The following is a 19,833-nucleotide window of genomic DNA, read 5'->3' as shown; positions in this document are numbered from 1 at the left end:
CTGGGCTACCCGCCCGGTGCCGCCCGCCCCGAGGATGCGGTCAACCAGCGCAACGGCAAGTCCGCCAAGACGGTGCTGACTCAGGACGGGCCGCTGCGCATCGAAGTGCCGCGCGACCGCGCCGGCTCCTTCGAGCCCATCCTGATCCCCAAGCACGAGCGGCGTTTCACCGGCTTTGACGACAAGATCGTGGCCATGTACGCGCGGGGCATGACCGTGCGTGAGATCCAGGGCTTTCTGGCCGAGCAGTACGGCACCGAGGTCAGTCCTGAATTCATCAGTTGCGTCACGGACGAGGTAATGGCCGAGGTCACCGCCTGGCAGGCACGCCCGCTGGAGCCGATGTACCCGGTCGTATTCTTCGACTGTCTGCGGGTCAAGATCCGCGAGGATGCCGTGGTGCGCAACAAGGCCATCTATCTGGCGCTGGGCGTGCTGCCCGACGGCACCCGCGACATCCTGGGCCTGTGGATCGAGAACACCGAGGGGGCCAAGTTCTGGATGAAGGTGTTCAACGATCTGAAGACCCGTGGTGTAGCCGACATCCTGATTGCCGTCACCGATGGCCTCAAGGGCATAGCCGAGGCGCTTGGGGCGGTGTTTCCGACCACGACGCTGCAGACCTGCATCGTGCACTTGATCCGCAACAGCCTCGACTTTGCCAGCTGGAAGGACCGCAAGGCGCTGGCAGCGGCGCTCAAGCCCATCTACACGGCGCCCAGCGCAGAAGCCGCAGCGGCCCAACTCGATGCCCTGGAAGCTGGCCCCTGGGGGCAGAAGTTCCCCACGGTGGTGGCGGCCTGGCGCCGGGCCTGGGAGCGCGTCATTCCGTTTTTTGCGTTCAGCCCGGCGGTGCGCAAGGTGATTTACACGACCAATGCCATCGAGAGCCTGCACAGTCAGCTGCGCAAGATCATCAAGACGCGGGGGCACTTTCCCAGCGATGATGCCGCCACCAAGCTGCTGTGGCTGGCCTTGCGCAACATCACGGCCGACTGGGGCCGAGCAGCCAGGGAGTGGAAAGACGCCATGAACCAGTTCGCCATCGCCTATGGGGAGCGCTTTACACGACCGGCCGCGTAATATGATCTCCACCGGGCTCGCCTGAAACGGCAGCCCGAATCAAGAGCCTTGAACACAAAAATTCAGACAGCCCCCCAGATCACCCTCTACATCGAAGGTCCGGTGACCGCCCTGGCTCATTTCAGCCAGAACCATTTCAGCCGCATCACCACCCGCATCGCGCTGGAAACGGCGCTGCTCTATGACCCGCAGACCGGGTTCGTCGAAACCATCGTCAAGGGCGGTGCCAAAAACCACAAGGCGGTGCTGCAGCTCTTCGGCAAACACCTGGTCGGCCACGAGATCAAGCCCGAAGAAATCGAGCCCAAGCGCTACCGCCTCAACGCACTGCGCGATGGACTGGCCCCCTTCGAGGACTGGAGCCACTACGGCATTCGCAAGGTGCGCCTGCGTCGTGCCCAGTTCACGCCGATGAACAGCAGCGGCGAGATCATTCACTTTGAAGCGTCGGAAGCCGAATCCGACCCCGACGCCTTGGCACTCGCCCGCGCCCGCCTGAAGGTCAGCCACGCCTTCGAGGCCGAGTACAACCTCGACGGTGCGACGCTGATGGTCTATCCCACCGCAAAAACCCGCCGAGGTCATTTCAGCTTCAATGTCTTCTCGTCGGGCTCGTCGACCATCAAGAACCTGCCAGCCAAGCACCAGCCCATGGCCCAGGCGGTACTGCGCGCCCTGAACGTGGTCGATGGCGATGAGCCCGCGCCGACACTGTCACCGGAACCCGAGGCCGACGAGGGGTACTGACGGCATGAGCACAGCCCAGATAGAAGCGACGGCGCTGATGTGCCGGTTGCTGGATCAAGCAGATACCCGCATCAACGGCAAGGCGGTCTTCGAGGGGGAATGGTCGACAGCTGCCAAGACGTTGATGGAGGTGGGGTTGCTGGTCAAGGACGACGATCTGCCCTCGGCGATCTGCTACGACTGCTGGATCGAACGGGCACGCGTGGTCGATGATCCCCCGAAATCCTACGCAGTGCGTGAGGATCAGGTGCTTCAGATGTGTCCGCAGTGCGGTCCCATCGTGGCGCCAGCCTATGTCCGTCAGATGTACCGCCTGACGTTGCCACGGTTGATCACCAAGCTCCTGGTGGGCCTGGATTTCAGCCCCAACGGCATGAAGGCCATCGACAAGGACGTCTTCGCGGACGAACGGACCTGGCAGCTGTGGCGGCTGGGCACCAGTACGGCCAAGCGCGGCAAGGGTGTGACCTGGTACTTTGGCCGCCAGCTGCACCAAGTTGAAGTGGCGCTGCGTCTGCGCGAGCAGATTGCCGCCGATCAGGCTGTGCAATCCTGCGTGATCCTGACCAGCAGCGAGGTGCCACTACCCAAGGCTTCGCCGCTGACGGGCTTTGAGGTGCGCAGCCTCATCACTGTTGGCCAGATCGAAGCGCACAGCTTCACTTTCTTTGCGGATCGCCACCCTGCCCCGGGTGTACAGCGTCTGGAGGAAGCCGTACCGGGGACCACGCTTCGCTACCTCAAGCCCGATGGGGTGGTTTACATCGATGGCGAGGCCATCAAGCTCGAGCCACGCGAGCGCAAGTTACTGCTCGCGCTGATCGATGACCTGGACCACGAGATGGACAACGCCGGCCTGCGTGACAAGGTCGGGTCGGCAGCTGAGAAATTCAGCCCCAGCAAGGTCTTCGACCGCAAGCCCCGTGTCTATCGCACCTTCATCCGCTTCCTGCGCGAGGACGATCGCTATCAGCTGCAGATTCCGCCAGAGGACCGTAGCTGGCTGATCTGATCGTCCCCATTCATGTATCCGGCACCTGAGAAGGTGCCGACCCTGAGCATCCGGATTGCCCGGCTGGTTTGACCAGACCGGGCTTTTTTGCGTCTGAAGCTCGGGGCGGTCGTTCCGCAGCGGATTCCGCAGGACGTTCCGCAAGTGATTCCGCAAGTTTTGCGGAACGTGTTGCGGAACGTGTTGCGGAACGCTGCCAGGGCTGAAATCGGCGTGGACAGGGCCTTTGCGAAGGTGATTCCGCAAACGCCAATGTGAGTTTGCGGAATCAGTCTGCGGAATCTGCGGAACGTCTTGCGGAATCTCGGCTGGGAAAGTTTGCAACACGGCACGGCGCGCGACGGGCCGATACCCGCAAACCTTCACAGGAGCATTTCCATGACCCGCAACACACTGAATCCGGCCCTCGCGGCCAGGGCTTCGGCCACCCCGCTTGCCCCCACCCCCCTGGCGGCAGCGCTCGCCCAAAGCGGCATCCCGCTGCCCATCCCCTTCCTCGACCTCTCCGCCCAGGTCATCCGCGACCTGCCGCTGGAGACCGTCGCTGCCCTGCAGCGCTTCATCAGCGAGGCCAAGTCCGAGCTCGGCACTCTGAACAACATGCTGCAGACCGGCCTGGAGATGCGCTACGGCGAACAGGCCAAAGCGCAGCTGCTGGCCCAGGGCAAGGACACCGGCACCACCCACATCGAGGACGCAGGCTTCGACATCACCGTCGAGATCGGCAAGGACGTCAAGTGGGACGCCGCAGGCCTGGCTGAGCTGGTGGCCAAGATCGAAGCCACCGGCGGCGATCCGCGCGAGTACGTCGAGATCAAGTACAGCGTCAGCGAAGCCAAGTTCAAGGCCTGGCCGCAGACCTTGCGCGCGCCCTTTGAAGCCCTGCGCACCGTCACGCCGAAGGCACCGAAGTTCGTGCTGCGCCGCTTGGATGCGAATGGGGAGGGCAAGTGATGGGCGACCTCGCATCTCTGATCTTCGAGCCCGTGGCGCTGCCTTGGCAAGAGCTGCGCGAGTGCTTGCCAGCCGTCATCGAGCTGCCTGACCCCGATGCCAACGGCGATGAGGACGAGGCGTTGTTCAAGCGCATCGACCGCGTCACCCCCAACGAACTGCAGCAGCACCTCAACGCGCGCATCGGCCAGCTGCTCCTGGACATCAAGCACATCCGTCTGCTGGGCGAGGTGCACGAGCGAGCGGTTGCCGCCGGTTGCGAGCGCAACGCGCCAGCGTTTGCCGCCATCGAGCGCCAGTCCGGTTCACACCTGTCTCTCGTGCCCACCCCGTCCGTCCCGACGTCCCAAGGAGTCCAGTAATGGCCATCAGCCTCAATCAACTGGTGCGCGCCGCGCGCCCCAAGCCGCCGATCATCACCCTCTACGGGGTGCACGGCATTGGCAAGACCACCTTTGCCGCCCAGGCCCCCAGCCCGGTGTTCGTTCAGACCGAGGACGGGCTCGGCACGCTTGCTTGCCCCCACTTTCCGCTGGCAGGCACGTTCGAGGACGTGATCGGCGCACTCGCCGCGCTCTACACCGAGCCCCATGACTTCAAGACCTGCGTGATCGACAGCGTCGACTGGCTCGAAGCGCTGATCTGGGCCAAGGTCTGCCGCGACAACGGCTGGGCCAGCATCGAAGACGCCGGCTACGGCAAAGGCTATGTGGCGGCGCTGAACCTGTGGCGCCAGTACATCGATGGCTTAAACGCCCTGCGCGACGACAAGGGCATGGTCGTGATTCAGATCGCCCACACCGACATCCGGCGTTTTGACAGCCCCGAGCACGACCCCTATGACCGCTACACGATCAAGCTGCACGCCCGCGCCGCAGCCTTGGTGCAGGAGCACTCGGACATCGTGCTCTTTGCCAACTACCGCATCAGCACCGTCAAGGCCGATGTGGGCTTTAACAAAAAAGTCAGCCGCGCAGTCGGCTCGGGCGAGCGGGTGATCCACACCAGCGAGCGCCCGGCGTTTCTGGCCAAGAACCGCTACGGCCTGCCCGACACCTTGCCGCTGGACTGGCAGGCCTTTGTTCAGGCCATGCCTGAGGCGATCCAGCCCCTGCTCATGACCACCCCGGCCACGACCTCGGTCACCACCCCGATCCCCACCCCCAGCGCCTGACAGGAGAACGAACCATGGCCATTTTTGCGCAAACCTTCGATGCCAACACCGTTGAGCCCAGCCACCATGACGTGCTGCCTGCCGGCAAGTACCTCGCGCAGATCGTTTCCAGCGAAATGCGCCCGACCAAGGACGGTCGCGGCCAGTACCTGTTCCTGCAGCTTGACATCCTCGAAGGCCCATTTGCCGGTCGCAAGCTCTTTGACCGCCTGAACCTGGTCAACGACAACCCCGACACGGTCGATATCGCCACCCGCACCCTGTCGTCCATCTGCCGCGCCACCGGCCAGATGCAGGTCAAAGACTCCGAGCAGCTGCACCTGATTCCGCTCATCGTCGATGTGCGGGTGCGCCCGCCCAAGGGCCAGTATGGCGAGAGCAACTCGATCCGTTACTTGCCGAGGAACGCGGCGGCATCGGTGCCGGCCACCCGTACCCCGGCTGGCTATGCGGCACCCGCGTCGGCCCCGGCTGCCGCCGCGACGCCGCAACCGGCGCGGCCTGCCACGCCAGCCGTAGCGGCTGCCAGTGGTTTGCCCTGGCAGCGCCAGGCGTGAGGAGTCGACTGCCATGACCGAACTGCATTGCCCATCGGCCACGGCAGCGCTGCCCGACACCGCGCAAGGGTGCCGGGCACGGCTGGCTGCGCTGCACAGCGAGATCGCCGCCATCCGCGTGCAGATTGCCACCGCCGACCTGCGCCGCCAAGCCCACAAGCAGGCGCTGGATGCCCAATGGTTCCATCGCGCCAAGACCGCGCTGCGCCTCAAAAAGGAGGAGGCCGCACGCGTGTCGGCCCGGCTGAGCGAGCTCACTGCCAAAGCGAGATCGTCGCGCGAGCGCTTCAAGGACGCCTTGATCGAGGCCATGCGCGCCGAGTGCGATGACGCGCGCTGGGCGGCGCTGCTGCAACGCGCCCGGCGGCTGCACGAGCACCAGGAGGTGAGCCATGGCTGAGTTGCCCACCCCAAGCAGCCCCACGCGCGAGGCGATCTTCGCGGCCTACGAGGCGCAGGCAGGCGACGGCTTGCGTGCGCACCTCGGGGCCTCCTTGATCGGCAAGGACTGCGAGCGCGCCCTGTGGTTGGACTTTCGCTGGACCACGGTGCACCGCCATCCCGGCCGCCTCTTGCGCCTGTTCGAAACTGGCCAGCTGGAAGAAGCGCGGCTGGTGCGGAACCTGCGCAGCATCGGCGCCACGGTGCTGGAGGTCGATCCCGAAACCGGTCGGCAGATCCGCGTGCAAGCCCACGGTGGCCACTTTGGGGGTTCGCTCGACGGCATCGCGCTGGGTCTGCCGGAAGCACCCAAGACCTGGCATGTGCTGGAGTTCAAGACCCACTCGGCCAAGAGCTTCAACGACCTGGCTGCCAAGGGCGTGCGCGGCTCCAAACCGCAGCACTTTGCCCAGATGCAGACCTATATGCACCTGACCGGGCTCACCCGGGCGATGTACCTGGCGGTGTGCAAGGACACCGACGAGCTCTACGTCGAGCGCATCGAGCACGACGCCGCTTACGCCCAGGGGCTGCTGGACAAGGCGCAGCGGGTGATCTTTGCCATGCTGCCGCCAGAGCGCATCAGCAACGACCCGGCTTGGTACCAGTGCCGATTGTGCGACCACGCGCCGGTGTGCCATGGGCAGACGGCTGCCGAGGTGAACTGCCGCACCTGCCTGCACTCGACACCGGTCGACGGCGGCTGGCACTGCACCTTGCATCAGCGCCCCTTGAGCGAGGCGGACCAGCGCGCGGGCTGCGCGCAGCACCTCTATCTGCCGGCGCTCGTGCCGGGCGAGCAGATCGACGCGGGCGACGGCTGGGTGGAGTACCTGTTTGGCGAGGGCCTGCGCTGGCGCGATACGGGCTTCGACAAGGTGGGCAGTGTCGGCTCGGTGGTGGAGGACAGACCATGAGCCTCTCCCTACGTTACTACCAATCGGCCGCGATCCAGGGCATCTACGCCTACTTCGAGGGCCATGCCGGAAATCCCTTGATCTGCATCCCCACGGCGGGCGGGAAATCGCTTGTCATGGCGAGCTTCGTCGAAGGCGTGCTCAAGGCCTGGCCCGATCAGCGCATCCTGATCGTCACCCATGTACGCGAGCTCATCGAGCAGAACCACGCTGAGCTCAAACGCCTGTGGCCCGAGGCCCCTGCTGGCATCTACTCGGCGGGCCTCAAGCAGCGCGACCTGGGTGCCCGCATCCTCTTTGCCGGCATCCAGTCCATCCATCGCAAGGTGCCGGAAGTGGGCCACTGCGATCTGGTGCTGATCGACGAGGCGCACCTGATCCCGCGTGCCTCCAACACCATGTACCGGCGCTTTCTGGACGGTTTGAAGTGCCAGAACCCGCTCTTGAAGGTGATCGGCTTCACCGCCACGCCGTTCCGACTGGACTCGGGCCGGCTGCACGAGGGCAAGGACGCGATCTTCACCGACATCGCCTTCGAGGTCTCGGTGCGCGAGCTGATCGATGCGGGGTTTCTCGCGCCGCTGGTCTCCAAGCGCATGGCCACCCAGCTCGACGTCAGTGGTGTCGGCACCCGTGCGGGGGAGTTCATTGCCCGGGAGCTCGAAGCCGCCATCGACCAGGATGCCATCACCGCGTCGGCGGTCGAGGAGATTCTGGCCTACGGGCATGACCGCAAGAGTTGGCTGGTGTTCTGCGCCGGGGTGGATCACGCCTTCCATGTGCGCGATGCCTTGCGCGCCAAAGGCATCGCCTGCGCCACCATCGTCGGCGACACCCCAGGCCCCGAGCGCGAAGCCATCATCGCGGCCTTCAAGGCGGGGCAGATCCGGTGCCTGACCAACGCCAACGTGCTGACCACCGGCTTCAACGCGCCCGGCGTGGATCTGATCGCCATGTTGCGCCCGACCCAGTCGGCGGGCTTGTATGTGCAGATCGTCGGGCGCGGCTGCCGCCTGGCCCCGGGCAAGACCAACTGCCTGGTCCTGGACTTCGCCGGCAACATCGCCCGCCACGGCCCCATTGATGCCATCCGCCCCAAGCGCCCCGGCAAGGGCGAAGGCGAGGCGCCGGTGAAGGACTGCCCGGCCTGCCAGAGCATCGTGCACGCATCGGTGCGCACCTGCCCCGACTGCGGCCATGTGTTTCCGCCCCCGGCGCCCAAGCTCGAAGCCAAGGCCAGCACGCTGGAGGTGGTGAGCAATCCCAAACCCCAGTGGATCGAGGTCAGCCGGGTCAGCTACGCCCGGCACGACAAACCCGGCAAGCCGCCGTCCTTGCGGGTGGACTACTGGAGTGGGCTCACCCACCACAGCGAGTGGGTCTGTCTGGAGCATCCGGGCTACGCACGGCAGAAGGCGGTGGCCTGGTGGATGCGCCGCGCACCGGGTCTGCCGGTGCCGGGCAAGGTCGACGAGGCCTTGCAGCACGCGGACCGTCTCCAGTGCCCGTCGCAGATCGCGGTGCGCGCGCAGGGCCGCTACACCCAAGTCGTCGGGGTGCGCTTTCCGTGATCTGTGCCATTTGCCGGCGCGAAGCCCGAGGGTTCGGCTTCGCGCCCCGTCTGATCCGTGTCCAGGCACCCACCGTCAAGCTGTGCTCGATGCGCTGCCTGGACCTTGCTGCGAGGTTAAAGGGAATGATTGATCCCAACACACATGAACTGAATGCACTGGCCGCTGCCGGTGCCGAGGGCGGCGCCTATGTCGAGTCGCTCGGGAAGACCGACCTGGCGCTGTTCACCGCCCAGGAGTGGGCCACGCTGGTCGAGGTGATCGTCACCGCCTTCCAGGACCACCTGCGTGAGGCCTATGCCGACGATCCGCCGTTCTGAGGAGCCCACCATGACGACACCGAATTACATGGCGCAGCTGGGGGCCACCCTGGTGGATCGGGGTTTCCCGATCCTGCCGATCCAGCCGCGCAGCAAAAAACCGGGCATGTACCGCCAGGGCGCTTGGCACGACTATCCCAAGTGGAGCCGCCACTGCGAGCGCGCCACCACCGAGAACGAGGTCGACATCTGGGGCGACTGGCCCGAATCGGGCATCGGCATTGCCGCCGGCCGCGTGATCGGCATCGACATCGATGTGCTCGACGGCGAGATTGCCGCCAAGATCGAGGGCCTGGCCAAACGGCTCTTGGGCGACACGCCGGCGGTGCGTATCGGCCGCGCGCCGAAGCGCCTCCTGGTCTATCGTGCCGCCCAGCCCTTTGCCGGCTTCAAGTACCCGCCCATCGAGGTGCTGGGCCTGGGCCAGCAGTTCATCGCCTACGGCATCCACCCGGACACTGGGCAGGCTTATGACTGGCCGGTGGAGAGTCTGGCCGATCTGAACCTGAGCGATCTGCCGGCGATCACCGAGGCGCAGGCCCGTGAGTTTGCCCAGGAAGCGTATTTGCTGATCCCGGCCAACCTGCGCCCTAAGAGTCTGAGCGTCGGGCAACGAGCCGCAGGCGAGTGCGCCCACCTGCCCGAGCAGCGCGGCACCTTCGCGGCGGTCGAGGATGCGCTCACCTACATCGTCAATGCGGATCTCGACTACGACAGCTGGGTGCGCATCGGCATGGCGATCAAGGGGGCGCTGGGGGACGCCGGCTGGCCGCTGTTCGAGCGCTGGTCGGCGAGTTCGCAAAAGCATGAACCCAAGACCACCGCCCAGGCCTGGCGCAGCTTTGCGCCGCAGCGCATCGGCGCCGGCACGCTCTACAAGCTGGCGCTGGACAACGGCTGGCATCCGGCGGCCGATCTGCAGCTCAATGGGGAGATCGTCAGCGAGGGCGTACATCCGGCGCAGGGGTTGATCGATGGGGTGCGGGAGGGGCTGCTCGACGGCCTGCTCGAGCAGAACGAGCCGGACGCCTATCGCCCGCCGCCCCCCACACCGCTGCCGGCAGGTTGGGATGCGGTCGACGGGGTGCTGGGCGAGATGATGCAGCTGATGATCACGACCGCCAAACGGCCACAGCCGGTGCTCGCCTTGGGGGCCAGTCTGTGCGCGGTCGGGGCGCTGATGGGGCGCAAGTACCGCACGGCGAGCAACATCCGCTCGAACCTGTACGTCGTAGGGATTGCCGAGAGCGGTGCCGGCAAGAACCACAGCCGGGTGGTGATCAACGAGCTGTTTCGCCGCGCCAACCTGCTGCAGTACCTGGGCGGCAACAAGATCGCCTCGGGCTCGGGCCTCCTGACGGCACTGATGCGCCAGCCCGCCATCCTGTTCCAGTTGGACGAGTTCGGGATGTTCCTGGCCGCTGCGGCCGATAGGAAGCGTTCGCCGCGCTACGTGACGGAGATCCTGGACCTGATGACCGAGCTCTACACCACCTCGGGCACGACGTACTTCGGCGTCGAGTACGCCAGCACCCAGCACAACGATGCGCACCGGGCGATCCACCAGCCCTGTGCCTGCATCTACGGCACCACCACGCCGTTGCACTTCTGGCAGGCCCTGCAGGCGGCCAACGTCGCCGATGGGTCGCTGGCGCGCTTTCTGATCATGGAAAGCGAGGACGACTTCCCCGACAGCAACGAGGTGTTTGGGGTGATTGACCCACCGAAGTCGCTGATCGACCGATTGATCCTGATCCACGAAGGGGGTGGCCAGCTCAGTGGCAATCTGGCCAACATCGGCGCAGTGGCTGAGGTGGAGGTCGAACCGCTGGTGGTGCCCACCGCCCCCGAGGCGCAGGCGGTGTTTCGGGCGCTGGATCAGACCTTGCTGCAGGAGCTGCGCCGGGCGCGTGGTTCGGGGCTGTCCTCGATCCTGGCGCGCATCGAAGAGAACGCTACCAAGCTCGCCTTGATCCGCGCGGTCTCGCGCGATCCGGTCGCCCCGCAGATCGAGGCGGAGGATGCGGCGTGGGGCGCCATGCTTGCGCGCCACTGTGCCGAGCTCACCATCCGCGAGGTTGCCGCCCGCGTGTCGGAGAACCCGACCGAGTCGAACCATAAGCGCTCGCTGAAGATCTTGCAGGACGCCGGTGCGCAGGGGATGAGCAAGCGTGACTTCACGCGCCGCACCCAGTTCATGGATCTGCACCAGCGCGACAGCGTGCTCAAGACCCTGGTCGACGCGGGCTTCGTGGCCCTCGAGCAGCGGCTGACCAAGGGGCGGACGGCGCAGTGGATTCGCTACGTCGGTGGCGAGGAGGTGAGGTCATGAGCGCTGCACCCAGACCATGCGTCAAGGTCCCGCAGTCGGCGGGTCGGGCGTCAGGAGTGTTGCAACGTGTTGATATGAAAGGAGAAAACGATTCAGAGACTATGTTCAGCGGCCGTTGCGTCAATGTGTCAATCCGTCAAGGCCAGATACTTACATACACCTATCCTGATGCATACCCATTCAGGCACACCTCGCGCGCGTGCGCGCTGTATACCTATAGAAAATCAAAAATTGATCTTAGATTGACGTATTGAAGAATGAACTATCTATCTCTATGAGAGGGGGTCTTAGATTGACGAATGAACTATTGACGTAAGCACGGACGCCTTGCCGAGCGTCGGTCAGGCCCTGGCCTGCCCACTTACGGCACCCTGCAGTACCCCGCAGCACCCATCTCACCCGTACCTCATCCCTGTCGGACATGAGGGAGCGGCACCGACCCTGACCCGGTCCGTGATCGCGCTCCTCCAGGTCGCTAACGCGTTCCTTGGAGGATCGATTGTGATCACCTCAACCGTCGCCCCGCAGTCGGGGCTGGGGCAGCGTGCCCCGCAACCCAAGCATGTCGTCTCACCGCCCCAGGCCACAGCCGCCACGGGCGTGCTGCGCCACACGGCCAGCGCCACCCTCTGGCGGACGGTGCCCGGCTACCCCGCCTACGAAGTCTCGGTCGATGGCGTCGTGCGCCGCTGCCAGGGCTTTCGCTGCCGCCGCGCCCACCGGGTCCTGGTGCCCTTCATCCGCCCCAACGGCTACGCCCAGGTGATCCTGTACCGGGATGGCCGGCGTCAGCGCTTTGGTGTGCATCAACTCGTCGCGCTGGCCTTCCTCGGCCCCAAGCCTTCGCCGCTGCACCAGGTGGCGCACCTTGATGGACAGCGCCTGAACAACCACGTCAGCAATCTCGCCTGGCTGCTGCCCATCGAAAACGATGCGCACAAGGACCTGCACGGCACGCGGCTGCGCGGCTCGCAGATCCACAGCGCAAAGCTCGTGGAAGCCCAGGTGGTGCTGATCCGCCAGGCCCTGGCCGTCGGCATCCGGCAGTGCGCCCTCGCACAGACCTACGGTGTCAGCGATTCAACGGTGAGCCTGATTGCGTGCGCCAAGACCTGGAGGCACGTGCGATGAGAGCGCTGGCACTGGACATGGGCTCACGCTGCGGCTGGGCCATTGGTAAAGCGGGCGAGGTGTGCTCAGGCGTCTGGGACATCGCCCCACGCCGGGGCGAATCGCCGGGAATGCGCTACCTGCACCTGCGCGCTCAACTGCAAAGCGTGCGCGCCGCCTATCCCGATCTGGCCGCCGTGTTCTACGAGCAGGCACACCACCGTGGTGGCGCCGCCACCGAGTACGCCGTCGGTTGTGTGGCCACCGTGCAGGCTTGGTGCGCCGAGCACGGCCTCGAACACGCGGCGGTGCACAGCGCCACGATCAAGAAGCACGCCACGGGCAAGGGCAATGCGGGAAAAGACGCGGTGATGGCGGCGATGCGCGGCCGTGGCTTTGCGCCTGCCGACGACAACGAGGCCGACGCCCTGGCGCTGCTCGATTGGGCGTTTGTCCAGGGAGGTGCGCGATGACTGCCACCTGCATCAGAACCGAGCGCTGGCGTCCGCCGAAACCGCTGGTCGGCCAGCGCGCCCTGGAAAAAGTCCTCAACCGCCACACCGCCTTCGATTGCCCCGAGTCGCGTCTGTTCGTCGCGGTGATCAGCGCCGCCATCGTCGATTGCCTGTCCTTGGGCAAGGGCGTGAGGCGCGAAGCCCGGCGCTTCCTGCTGGGCGATGACCTGGGCTTGTGGTGCGACTGGGTCGGCCTCAACCCGGACTTCGTGCGCCGCATCGCCCACCAGGCCGGCTATCTGGCCGACGAACAGCAGCACTGGGAAGGCGGTCGTGCCAAAGCACCCGCCCAGACCCAGCACCCAACCGCCACCCCGAATCCCGAAGGAGCATCCGCATGAACCCCACCTCTGTTTCCATCCCCTGCGCCCTCGGGCGTCTCGCCCCGGCGTCACCGGCCAGCAGCGACGAACTGCGCGCGATGCGTGCAGCGGCCTGGCACAAACAAGGCATCGTGGTCGTGCCGCTGGAGGACATCTACGACGACTGGGATCGGGCGTTCCTGTCCGGCATCGCCACCAAGCTCTACGGCGCGCGAACGGCAACGACGAAGCAGAATCGTCCCTGGCGCGAAGGCGAGGTCATCGACCGGGGTGATGGCGAGACCTGGACGGTGGTGGCGACCACGGCCAAATCGATCACCGTGCAACGTGACCGCGACGGCGCGCTGGCGACCCTCGGGCAACTTGGGGAGGGACGGTCATGACCAAGAAGACGCAACGCGCCAAGGCCCGGGCAGAACGCAAACCCCGTCTGGGTGAAGAGCACATCCGCCCGGATGGCAGCGTGATCCGCTACGTGCGGGAAGAGGATGACGACCAGAAACCGGCCGAGCACTACCGCACCGTGGACACGCTGGCGCTGATGCTCCGTAACGGCAGCATCACTGGTGCCATGCACGATGCCGGCCAACAGTTCTCGCAGGACTTCGCCCGGGCGTTCGGTAGTGGTGTCGCCAGTCCTAAGCTCGATGGTCTGCCAGGAGGGACTGCGCCTGGGCAGATGATGGTCGAGAGGAACGCTGGTGCTGCTCGAGCGGTTCGAGATGCGCTGGATGCGGTGGGTGGCAGTGGCTCTCCGGCCGGATCGGCGCTGTGGTACGTGGCCGGGCTGCAGATGTCGATCCGCGATTGGGCCTTGCGCGATGGCTGGAATGGCAAGCGTGTCGAGAAAAACGAGGCCAAGGGCATCCTGGTCGCTGCACTCGGCGTGCTCGCCCGGTACTACGGTTATGAGCGCTCAGGGCCACGGACGCATCGCACGGCGCACCGGAGCGTGATCTCACCATGATCCGGGTTGGCTGCCTGCTCGCTGGCAAGTGGGCAGCCTTTTCCACGATCCAAGTGGCGTCAATGGGAACGTATGTGTTACCATTTCGCCAATGAGCTACCAAGTCAAAGAACTGCTCCTGCCCGATGGAAGCAGCCCCTACGCCGCGTGGTTTGCCACACTCGACACGATGGCTGCTGCCAAGGTCAGTGTGGCCGCTGCCCGGATGGAACAGGGCAATCTGTCGAATGTGGAGTGGTTCCGGGGCATTGGCGAGTACAAGATCGACTGGGGGCCGGGTTACCGCATCTACCTGGCCAAGGACGGTCTGAAGATCATCATCCTGATCGGTGGTGGCACAAAGAAGGGCCAGCAAAAGGACATCGATGAGGCGGTGGCCTTGTGGGAAGACTACAAGCGCCGTAAGGCACAAACGAAAAAAGGAGCGTGAACCATGGCATTGACCCGTGATTTCAAAGAAACCGTGGCCGCCCGTGTGCAGAGCGATCCGGCTTTTGCCCAGGCGCTGCTGGACGAGGCGATCACCCTGTTCATCGACGGTGAGCCCGATACCGCCAAACTGATCCTGCGTGATCTGGTGAACGCGACGGTCGGGTTCGAGTCGCTGGCCGAGGAGATCCACAAGCCGGCCAAGAGCCTGCACCGGATGCTGTCGGCCTCGGGCAATCCGACCATGAGCAACATCTCGGCGATCTTCGCCGCTATCAAGCGTGCGCTGAAGGTTGAAGTTCGCACCACCGTCGTGATGGCATAGCTTCCCTTAGCCGGTTAGACTACTGCCACAACTCACCCCATGACCGTCCGGTAAAGCCGGATGCTCTTGGGGCGACGGGCCACCTTCGGGTGGCTTCGTCACATCTGGCTCGCAAAAAAAATTTCTGTGCCGATTCCAAAACCCCATTGAATCCCGTCCGGACACAAGGTACAGTAATCCCGTACTGCTGATAACTGCGCCCACCCGATTCGTTCCGGTGGGCGCTGTCGTTTCTGGGCCTGGCGTTCGCCTCTCTGCCCAGCGCTGGAGACTCCCCCATGAAACTTCTCATCACCCGCCCGGTGGTCGTCACCGGCGACGGCGGCACGCGCTCGTTCGTCCCCGGCCTGACGGTCGAAGTCGATGCCGCTACTGCCGATCAGATCCTGGCGCAACAAGCTGGCATCGCTGCCGAGCCTGTTGCAAACGCCGAAGCGCCAGCCACTCCTCGCCGCCGGAAGTCCGCCGATGCTGAAACTTGACGTCACCGCCGATGTGGCCAAGGCGACCGAGCATCTGTCTGATCTGGCGAAACGGCACGTCCCCAATGCCGCCGCCCAGGCGCTCACTCGCACGGCATTCGATGCCCGCGATGCGGTGCGCGAGGGTCTGCCCGAGCGCTTCAACCTGCGCCGCCCGTGGATCAGCCGAGGCATTGGCGTGACGCCTGCCAAGCCCCGCACGCTGATGGCTGAGGTCTGGTCTCGGGATCGGTTCATGGCGCTGCAGGAGGTCGGTGGCACCAAGACCGGCAAGCTGGCGATTCCGGTCGGGCCGATGGCACAGACCGCCCAGACCCGCGTCATCCCCAAGAGCCAGTGGCCGGGCCAGGTGATGGCGAAGAAGAACGTGTTCTACCGTGCCGGTGCCGTGTTCGAGCGCCGTGACGAGAAGCGCATCCTGGCCTTGTACCTGCTGCGTCGCCAGCAGAAGGTCGAGCCGCGTTTTGGCATGGCCGACACCGTGCGCAGCGTGGCACTGCGGGAGTACCAGCGGCAGATGGAACGGGCACTGCGCGAGGAACTCGCCCGTGCGACCTGACGCATCTGACACATCTGACGGGTCCTCCCTGGCGATTTAAAACGCGGGGGCCGCGCGCAGCGCGACGCTTGCCTAGCGTCAGACTCAAAAAATAGGTGGTCAGGTGGTCGGTGGTCACCCGGCCTGCCATCGACTGGTTGGAGATTTTCATGAGCATGAGCTTGCGCGCCTACGCCCGGCATCGCGGCGTGGCCCTGTCCGCTGTCCAGAAGGCGATTGCCAGTGGACGCATCCATCCCGAACCCGATGGCAGCATCGATCCAATCAAGGCCGACGCCCAATGGGATCGGCACACGCGAACCGCCCAGCCGACCACCCCGAGGGTGACCACCACCCGACCACCGCCTGTTACCCAGCACGCTTCCCAGCCTGCCGCACCACCGCCGCAGCCCCAGGCCAGTGACGATGCCCGAGGCGTCGATTACCACAAGGCCCGGGCGGTGCGCGAAACCTACTCGGCGCGCCTGGCCAAGCTCGAATTCGAAGAGCGCACGGGCAAGCTGATCAGCAAGGACGAGGTCGACATCAAGTATTTCCAGCTGGCCCGCCAGCTGCGAGATCGGATGCAGCAGATCCCGCGCAAGGTTGCGCCCGAGATCGTCGCCCTGGTGGTGGCTGACCCGGACGTGCGCGGTGTGACCGACATCTTGGATGTCGCCATTCGTGAAGCCCTGGAGGATCTGGCCCGATGAAGAAACACCCGATCAAAACCCACCCGATGTGGAACCCCAACGAGCCGACCTACGCCGATGTCGGGGACGTAGTCGGCAAAGCCTTCGCAGCCGGCCTGCGCCCCGATCCTGTCGAAGAGCCTGTGTCGGCAGAGCGGCCATCTGAGCTTCTCGAAATCTTGGTGCGCGACGCCCTGCGCCAACACCTCGATGCGCTGATTCCTGTAATCGCCCGCGAGATCACGCAGCGCCTGCGCTGACTTCTTCGTCAGATCCCTCTGGCGAATGTTTCAACACTTTCGTCGAGGGTCATCGATGACGACTCACTTCACCCCTGCCATGGCCAGCCGTATCGAGTTGTGGCCGCTGGATCGACTCAAGCCCTACGCCAAAAATGCGCGCACGCACTCCGATGCACAGGTGGCGCAGATCGCCGCCAGCATTGTCGAGTACGGCTTCACCGCGCCGCTGCTGGTCTCGGGGGATGGCGGCATTCTGGCTGGACATGGTCGCTTGGCCGCTGCGCAGAAACTCGCGCTCGACGTCGTGCCGGTGGTCGTCCTGGATCACCTCACGCCCACTCAGCGCCGCGCCTACATACTGGCGGATAACCAGTTAACGCTGCAGGGAGGATGGAATGAAGAGTTGCTGGCTGCCGAACTGGCCGAGCTGTCCGCCGCCGGTTTCGACCTTTCGCTCACCGGCTTCAGTGACGACGAGCTGGCCAGTCTGCTCGGCGATGCCGATCCGGGTGACGAAACAAATCCGCCAATTAGCGGATTTACTGAAGACGCCGACGAGGACATCCCGCAGGCACCAACCAACCCGGTCAGCCGAGCCGGCGACATCTGGCAACTGGGTGCCCACCGCCTGATATGGTGAAGTCGGTGGCTGGACCCATGCCGGGCAGCCCACGCAGGAGTACCGCATCCCGGATAGCGTGATCCGGGTGATGCGCCACAAGGGCAAGATTGGCCGGGACATTGACCATCCGGCGGTGTTTCCGGTGGCACTGCCTGAGCACATCTTGCTCGCGTACTCAGACCCGGGTGACGTTGTCTTCGAGCCCTTCGGCGGCTCCGGCACCACGATCCTGGCTGCCCAGAAGACGAATCGCGTGGCCCGCGCCATCGAACTGGCCCCGTCCTACACCGACGTGGCGGTCAAGCGCTTTCAGCAGAACCACCCCGACATCCCGGTGACCTTGCTGGCGACCGGACAGACCTTTGCCGAGGTCGAGGCAGAACGACTGGAGAACACCGATGCAAGCCTGGCTCGCTGACAAACTGGAGCACTGGCCTATCGAGCGCCTGTTGCCCTATATCCGAAATGCCCGCACCCACTCCGAGGCCCAGATCGCCCAGATCGCGGCGAGCATCGCCGAGTTCGGCTTCACTGCGCCAATCCTGGCCGGGTCGGACGGCGTGATCGTGGCCGGTCACGGGCGTTTGGCGGCGGCGCGCAAGCTGGGGTTGGCTAGCGTGCCGGTGGTGGTGCTGGAGCATCTCACCCCGACCCAGCGTCGGGCTCTGGTGATCGCCGACAACAAGATCGCCGAGAACGCCGGATGGGACGAGGAACTGTTGCGTCTGGAGCTGGCCGATCTGCAGGAGGCCGACTTCGATCTCGCGCTCACTGGCTTCGATGCCGATGAGTTACTGGAGATCATGGCCGGCGAGGAAACCACCACCGAAGGCAACACCGACGAGGATGTCGACCCGGAGGTGCCGGTCACGCCGGTCTCCAAACCGGGCGACGTTTGGATCATGGGTAAGCACCGCTTGCTGTGTGGCGACAGCACCGATGCCGCCAGCTACACCCTGCTGATGGCTGGCGAGAAGGCAGCGATGACCTTCACTGATCCGCCCTATGGGGTTAACTACGCCAACAGCGCCAAGGACAAGATGCGCGGCACGAACCGCCCAATCTTGAACGACAACCTGGGCGAGGACTTCGAACCCTTCCTCAAGGCAGCGCTGAGACCGATGATCGCGCACTGCCAGGGGGCGATCTACATTGCCATGTCCTCGTCAGAGCTAGACACCCTGCAGTCCGCCTTCCGCGCCGCCGGCGGCAAATGGTCGACCTTCATCATCTGGGCCAAGAACACCTTCACGCTGGGCCGCTCAGACTACCAGCGCCAGTACGAGCCGATCCTCTACGGCTGGCCCGAGGGGGCTACCCGCCACTGGTGTGGCGACCGCGACCAGGGGGACGTCTGGCACTTCAACAAGCCGCGCGTGAACGACCTGCATCCGACGATGAAGCCGGTGGAACTGGTCGAGCGCGCCATCCGCAACTCCAGCCGGCCCGGTGATTTGGTACTCGATCCCTTCGGCGGCTCTGGCACCACGCTGATCGCCGCTGAGAAATCTGGTCGCCAGGCGAGGTTGATTGAGCTCGATCCCAAGTACGTGGACACCATTCTTCGCAGGTGGCAGGACTACGCTGGAGCGCAGGCAGTGCGTGAGGCCGATGGCGTTCGATTCGATGACCTCGTTGGCGCTGACCCCGGCGAATCGTCACGCCTCAGTGACGGCAGCGGTGTGGCGGCACTTGGGGAAGTTGGCGCAACCGAGGAAGGGGCGTCCTGCATTGGGGCCTGATTTGGCTGTGCGCTGAATCAGCTCCCCACCGCATTTCGGGCAGGTTGTCGTGCTGCTATGGCGCTGCTGCAATGACGCGATGTGCGCGTTCCGGGTGGCCCAGGTCTTGGGCAACATCCCGGTGCGCAGCGCCTCGATCAACTGGGCGACTTCCTCATCCGAGAACAGCACGGTCTGCTTGCTCTTGATGTAGGTCGCGTAGCCCTTGGTCATCACGTTCGGCGGCATCGGGGTTTTCAGTTCAGCCTCACCCCAGAACATCACGACCGAATGCAGTTTGTCGTGATCGATCCCCAGGAAGTCAGCCAGCGCCTTGGTGTGCCGGTAATTCTGGTGCAGCGGATTTTGGAAGCGATGCTTTTTGCCGAAGAGGCTCTGGGTCCACTGCTTGCTGTGCTCGTCGCCGAAGATCCAGCCCTTCATGTTCTTGGTCTCGACGACAAAAAGCCCGAAGCGCGAGACGATGACGTGATCGATTTGCGTGGTGCCGTTGGCCGTCGGAATCGTCACGTTGTTGATCGAGTGATAGATCTTGTCGTCCAGGAACAGCGTGTGCGCCACCGCTCCCTGCGCTTCTCCCAGCCAGCCTTTGAACACCGACAGCAATGACATCTTCTCTCCCGTTTGCTTCTTATGACGGGTCGATGATGCCACCGATAGGGACTGAATGAACAACCGGGATGCAGGGATGAAGCAGTCGCGCTGGATGTCGCTGCTGGAGGCCGTGACCAATGTGCT

Annotated in this window: 25 protein-coding genes and 1 pseudogene; 25 read left to right on the top strand and 1 reads right to left on the bottom strand. The window is 64.7% G+C overall.

From position 1 onward, the window contains the following. From ACK4TH_RS10080 to ACK4TH_RS09960, 25 genes and pseudogenes are all read left to right on the top strand, one after another. The coding region (locus ACK4TH_RS10080; protein WP_409625920.1) for an IS256 family transposase at positions 1-1,083 on the top strand (1,083 nt) is incomplete at its 5' end. Between the two features lie 48 nt (positions 1,084-1,131). Continuing rightward, positions 1,132-1,830, top strand: coding sequence for a hypothetical protein (locus tag ACK4TH_RS10075; RefSeq protein ID WP_409625917.1), 699 nt, complete (start codon positions 1,132-1,134; stop codon positions 1,828-1,830). 4 nt (positions 1,831-1,834) lie between these two features. Next, entirely contained in the window at positions 1,835-2,842 is a 1,008-nt protein-coding gene (locus tag ACK4TH_RS10070) for a hypothetical protein (protein WP_409625914.1), read from the top strand. 378 nt (positions 2,843-3,220) lie between these two features. Then, positions 3,221-3,796, top strand: a complete 576-nt coding sequence (locus ACK4TH_RS10065; RefSeq protein WP_409625911.1) for a hypothetical protein — start codon at positions 3,221-3,223, stop codon at positions 3,794-3,796. After that, on the top strand, positions 3,796-4,158 hold the full coding sequence (locus ACK4TH_RS10060; RefSeq protein WP_409625908.1) for a hypothetical protein: 363 nt from the start codon (positions 3,796-3,798) through the stop codon (positions 4,156-4,158). The genes ACK4TH_RS10065 and ACK4TH_RS10060 overlap by 1 nt, the downstream gene beginning before the upstream one ends. After that, on the top strand, positions 4,158-4,970 hold the full coding sequence (locus ACK4TH_RS10055; protein ID WP_409625905.1) for an ATP-binding protein: 813 nt from the start codon (positions 4,158-4,160) through the stop codon (positions 4,968-4,970). Before ACK4TH_RS10060 ends, ACK4TH_RS10055 begins: the two co-directional genes overlap by 1 nt. Positions 4,971-4,984: 14 nt before the next feature. After that, a complete protein-coding gene (locus ACK4TH_RS10050; protein WP_409625902.1) occupies positions 4,985-5,527 on the top strand; it encodes a DUF669 domain-containing protein in 543 nt (180 codons plus the stop codon). A gap of 13 nt (positions 5,528-5,540) precedes the next feature. Beyond that, the gene (locus ACK4TH_RS10045; protein WP_409625900.1) at positions 5,541-5,927 is read left to right on the top strand and encodes a hypothetical protein; all 387 of its coding nucleotides are present in this window, start codon (positions 5,541-5,543) and stop codon (positions 5,925-5,927) included. After that, positions 5,920-6,885 (top strand): PD-(D/E)XK nuclease family protein, encoded by a 966-nt coding sequence (locus ACK4TH_RS10040; RefSeq protein ID WP_409625897.1) that lies wholly within the window; start codon positions 5,920-5,922, stop codon positions 6,883-6,885. Before ACK4TH_RS10045 ends, ACK4TH_RS10040 begins: the two co-directional genes overlap by 8 nt. Then, entirely contained in the window at positions 6,882-8,456 is a 1,575-nt protein-coding gene (locus tag ACK4TH_RS10035; protein ID WP_409625894.1) for a DEAD/DEAH box helicase family protein, read from the top strand. Before ACK4TH_RS10040 ends, ACK4TH_RS10035 begins: the two co-directional genes overlap by 4 nt. A gap of 125 nt (positions 8,457-8,581) precedes the next feature. Then, the gene (locus ACK4TH_RS10030) at positions 8,582-8,776 is read left to right on the top strand and encodes a DUF6511 domain-containing protein (RefSeq protein ID WP_409625891.1); all 195 of its coding nucleotides are present in this window, start codon (positions 8,582-8,584) and stop codon (positions 8,774-8,776) included. A 10-nt stretch (positions 8,777-8,786) separates the two neighbouring features. After that, positions 8,787-11,108: a PriCT-2 domain-containing protein gene (locus ACK4TH_RS10025; protein ID WP_409625888.1), complete on the top strand. Its 2,322-nt coding sequence runs from the start codon at positions 8,787-8,789 to the stop codon at positions 11,106-11,108. A gap of 501 nt (positions 11,109-11,609) precedes the next feature. Continuing rightward, positions 11,610-12,239 carry an HNH endonuclease gene (locus ACK4TH_RS10020; protein ID WP_409625885.1) on the top strand — a complete coding sequence of 210 codons (630 nt, stop codon included), beginning with the start codon at positions 11,610-11,612 and terminating at the stop codon, positions 12,237-12,239. Next, positions 12,236-12,691: a hypothetical protein gene (locus ACK4TH_RS10015; protein ID WP_409625882.1), complete on the top strand. Its 456-nt coding sequence runs from the start codon at positions 12,236-12,238 to the stop codon at positions 12,689-12,691. Before ACK4TH_RS10020 ends, ACK4TH_RS10015 begins: the two co-directional genes overlap by 4 nt. Further along, positions 12,688-13,074 carry a hypothetical protein gene (locus ACK4TH_RS10010; protein ID WP_409625879.1) on the top strand — a complete coding sequence of 129 codons (387 nt, stop codon included), beginning with the start codon at positions 12,688-12,690 and terminating at the stop codon, positions 13,072-13,074. Before ACK4TH_RS10015 ends, ACK4TH_RS10010 begins: the two co-directional genes overlap by 4 nt. Continuing rightward, positions 13,071-13,439: a hypothetical protein gene (locus tag ACK4TH_RS10005; RefSeq protein ID WP_409625877.1), complete on the top strand. Its 369-nt coding sequence runs from the start codon at positions 13,071-13,073 to the stop codon at positions 13,437-13,439. Before ACK4TH_RS10010 ends, ACK4TH_RS10005 begins: the two co-directional genes overlap by 4 nt. Continuing rightward, positions 13,436-14,023, top strand: a complete 588-nt coding sequence (locus ACK4TH_RS10000) for a hypothetical protein (protein WP_409625874.1) — start codon at positions 13,436-13,438, stop codon at positions 14,021-14,023. The genes ACK4TH_RS10005 and ACK4TH_RS10000 overlap by 4 nt, the downstream gene beginning before the upstream one ends. A 91-nt stretch (positions 14,024-14,114) precedes the next feature. Further along, positions 14,115-14,453 (top strand): type II toxin-antitoxin system RelE/ParE family toxin, encoded by a 339-nt coding sequence (locus tag ACK4TH_RS09995; RefSeq protein ID WP_409625871.1) that lies wholly within the window; start codon positions 14,115-14,117, stop codon positions 14,451-14,453. A gap of 3 nt (positions 14,454-14,456) precedes the next feature. Continuing rightward, the gene (locus tag ACK4TH_RS09990; RefSeq protein ID WP_409625868.1) at positions 14,457-14,777 is read left to right on the top strand and encodes a DNA-binding protein; all 321 of its coding nucleotides are present in this window, start codon (positions 14,457-14,459) and stop codon (positions 14,775-14,777) included. 278 nt (positions 14,778-15,055) lie between these two features. Continuing rightward, complete coding sequence (locus ACK4TH_RS09985) at positions 15,056-15,259, top strand: hypothetical protein (RefSeq protein WP_144326722.1); 204 nt, start codon at positions 15,056-15,058, stop codon at positions 15,257-15,259. Next, positions 15,246-15,818, top strand: coding sequence for a hypothetical protein (locus ACK4TH_RS09980; RefSeq protein WP_409625865.1), 573 nt, complete (start codon positions 15,246-15,248; stop codon positions 15,816-15,818). Before ACK4TH_RS09985 ends, ACK4TH_RS09980 begins: the two co-directional genes overlap by 14 nt. A 149-nt stretch (positions 15,819-15,967) precedes the next feature. After that, positions 15,968-16,510: a hypothetical protein gene (locus ACK4TH_RS09975; RefSeq protein ID WP_409625862.1), complete on the top strand. Its 543-nt coding sequence runs from the start codon at positions 15,968-15,970 to the stop codon at positions 16,508-16,510. Further along, positions 16,507-16,749 carry a hypothetical protein gene (locus tag ACK4TH_RS09970; protein ID WP_409625859.1) on the top strand — a complete coding sequence of 81 codons (243 nt, stop codon included), beginning with the start codon at positions 16,507-16,509 and terminating at the stop codon, positions 16,747-16,749. The genes ACK4TH_RS09975 and ACK4TH_RS09970 overlap by 4 nt, the downstream gene beginning before the upstream one ends. A gap of 79 nt (positions 16,750-16,828) precedes the next feature. Beyond that, a pseudogene (locus tag ACK4TH_RS09965) lies at positions 16,829-17,771 on the top strand (DNA methyltransferase). Beyond that, positions 17,752-19,095, top strand: coding sequence for a site-specific DNA-methyltransferase (locus ACK4TH_RS09960; protein ID WP_409625856.1), 1,344 nt, complete (start codon positions 17,752-17,754; stop codon positions 19,093-19,095). Before ACK4TH_RS09965 ends, ACK4TH_RS09960 begins: the two are co-directional and overlap by 20 nt. Here the strand turns inward: ACK4TH_RS09960 and ACK4TH_RS09955 are convergent. Further along, positions 19,012-19,833: NERD domain-containing protein (locus ACK4TH_RS09955; protein WP_409625853.1), on the bottom strand; the 822-nt coding region annotated here is incomplete at its 5' end. The genes ACK4TH_RS09960 and ACK4TH_RS09955 overlap by 84 nt on opposite strands.

It is taken from the genome of Tepidimonas sp. (assembly GCF_046292505.1).
GTDB lineage: Bacteria > Pseudomonadota > Gammaproteobacteria > Burkholderiales > Burkholderiaceae_C > Tepidimonas.
This window is presented reverse-complemented; position numbering and strand designations above follow the sequence as displayed.

Coding starts and splice junctions, on each gene's coding strand:
- ACK4TH_RS10070 (WP_409625914.1), top strand. CDS start 1,835: ATGAGCACAGCCCAGATAGAAGCGACGGCGCTGATGTGCCGGTTGCTG.
- ACK4TH_RS10065 (WP_409625911.1), top strand. CDS start 3,221: ATGACCCGCAACACACTGAATCCGGCCCTCGCGGCCAGGGCTTCGGCC.
- ACK4TH_RS10060 (WP_409625908.1), top strand. CDS start 3,796: ATGGGCGACCTCGCATCTCTGATCTTCGAGCCCGTGGCGCTGCCTTGG.
- ACK4TH_RS10055 (WP_409625905.1), top strand. CDS start 4,158: ATGGCCATCAGCCTCAATCAACTGGTGCGCGCCGCGCGCCCCAAGCCG.
- ACK4TH_RS10050 (WP_409625902.1), top strand. CDS start 4,985: ATGGCCATTTTTGCGCAAACCTTCGATGCCAACACCGTTGAGCCCAGC.
- ACK4TH_RS10045 (WP_409625900.1), top strand. CDS start 5,541: ATGACCGAACTGCATTGCCCATCGGCCACGGCAGCGCTGCCCGACACC.
- ACK4TH_RS10040 (WP_409625897.1), top strand. CDS start 5,920: ATGGCTGAGTTGCCCACCCCAAGCAGCCCCACGCGCGAGGCGATCTTC.
- ACK4TH_RS10035 (WP_409625894.1), top strand. CDS start 6,882: ATGAGCCTCTCCCTACGTTACTACCAATCGGCCGCGATCCAGGGCATC.
- ACK4TH_RS10030 (WP_409625891.1), top strand. CDS start 8,582: ATGATTGATCCCAACACACATGAACTGAATGCACTGGCCGCTGCCGGT.
- ACK4TH_RS10025 (WP_409625888.1), top strand. CDS start 8,787: ATGACGACACCGAATTACATGGCGCAGCTGGGGGCCACCCTGGTGGAT.
- ACK4TH_RS10015 (WP_409625882.1), top strand. CDS start 12,236: ATGAGAGCGCTGGCACTGGACATGGGCTCACGCTGCGGCTGGGCCATT.
- ACK4TH_RS10010 (WP_409625879.1), top strand. CDS start 12,688: ATGACTGCCACCTGCATCAGAACCGAGCGCTGGCGTCCGCCGAAACCG.
- ACK4TH_RS10005 (WP_409625877.1), top strand. CDS start 13,071: ATGAACCCCACCTCTGTTTCCATCCCCTGCGCCCTCGGGCGTCTCGCC.
- ACK4TH_RS10000 (WP_409625874.1), top strand. CDS start 13,436: ATGACCAAGAAGACGCAACGCGCCAAGGCCCGGGCAGAACGCAAACCC.
- ACK4TH_RS09995 (WP_409625871.1), top strand. CDS start 14,115: ATGAGCTACCAAGTCAAAGAACTGCTCCTGCCCGATGGAAGCAGCCCC.
- ACK4TH_RS09990 (WP_409625868.1), top strand. CDS start 14,457: ATGGCATTGACCCGTGATTTCAAAGAAACCGTGGCCGCCCGTGTGCAG.
- ACK4TH_RS09985 (WP_144326722.1), top strand. CDS start 15,056: ATGAAACTTCTCATCACCCGCCCGGTGGTCGTCACCGGCGACGGCGGC.
- ACK4TH_RS09980 (WP_409625865.1), top strand. CDS start 15,246: ATGCTGAAACTTGACGTCACCGCCGATGTGGCCAAGGCGACCGAGCAT.
- ACK4TH_RS09975 (WP_409625862.1), top strand. CDS start 15,968: ATGAGCATGAGCTTGCGCGCCTACGCCCGGCATCGCGGCGTGGCCCTG.
- ACK4TH_RS09970 (WP_409625859.1), top strand. CDS start 16,507: ATGAAGAAACACCCGATCAAAACCCACCCGATGTGGAACCCCAACGAG.
- ACK4TH_RS09960 (WP_409625856.1), top strand. CDS start 17,752: ATGCAAGCCTGGCTCGCTGACAAACTGGAGCACTGGCCTATCGAGCGC.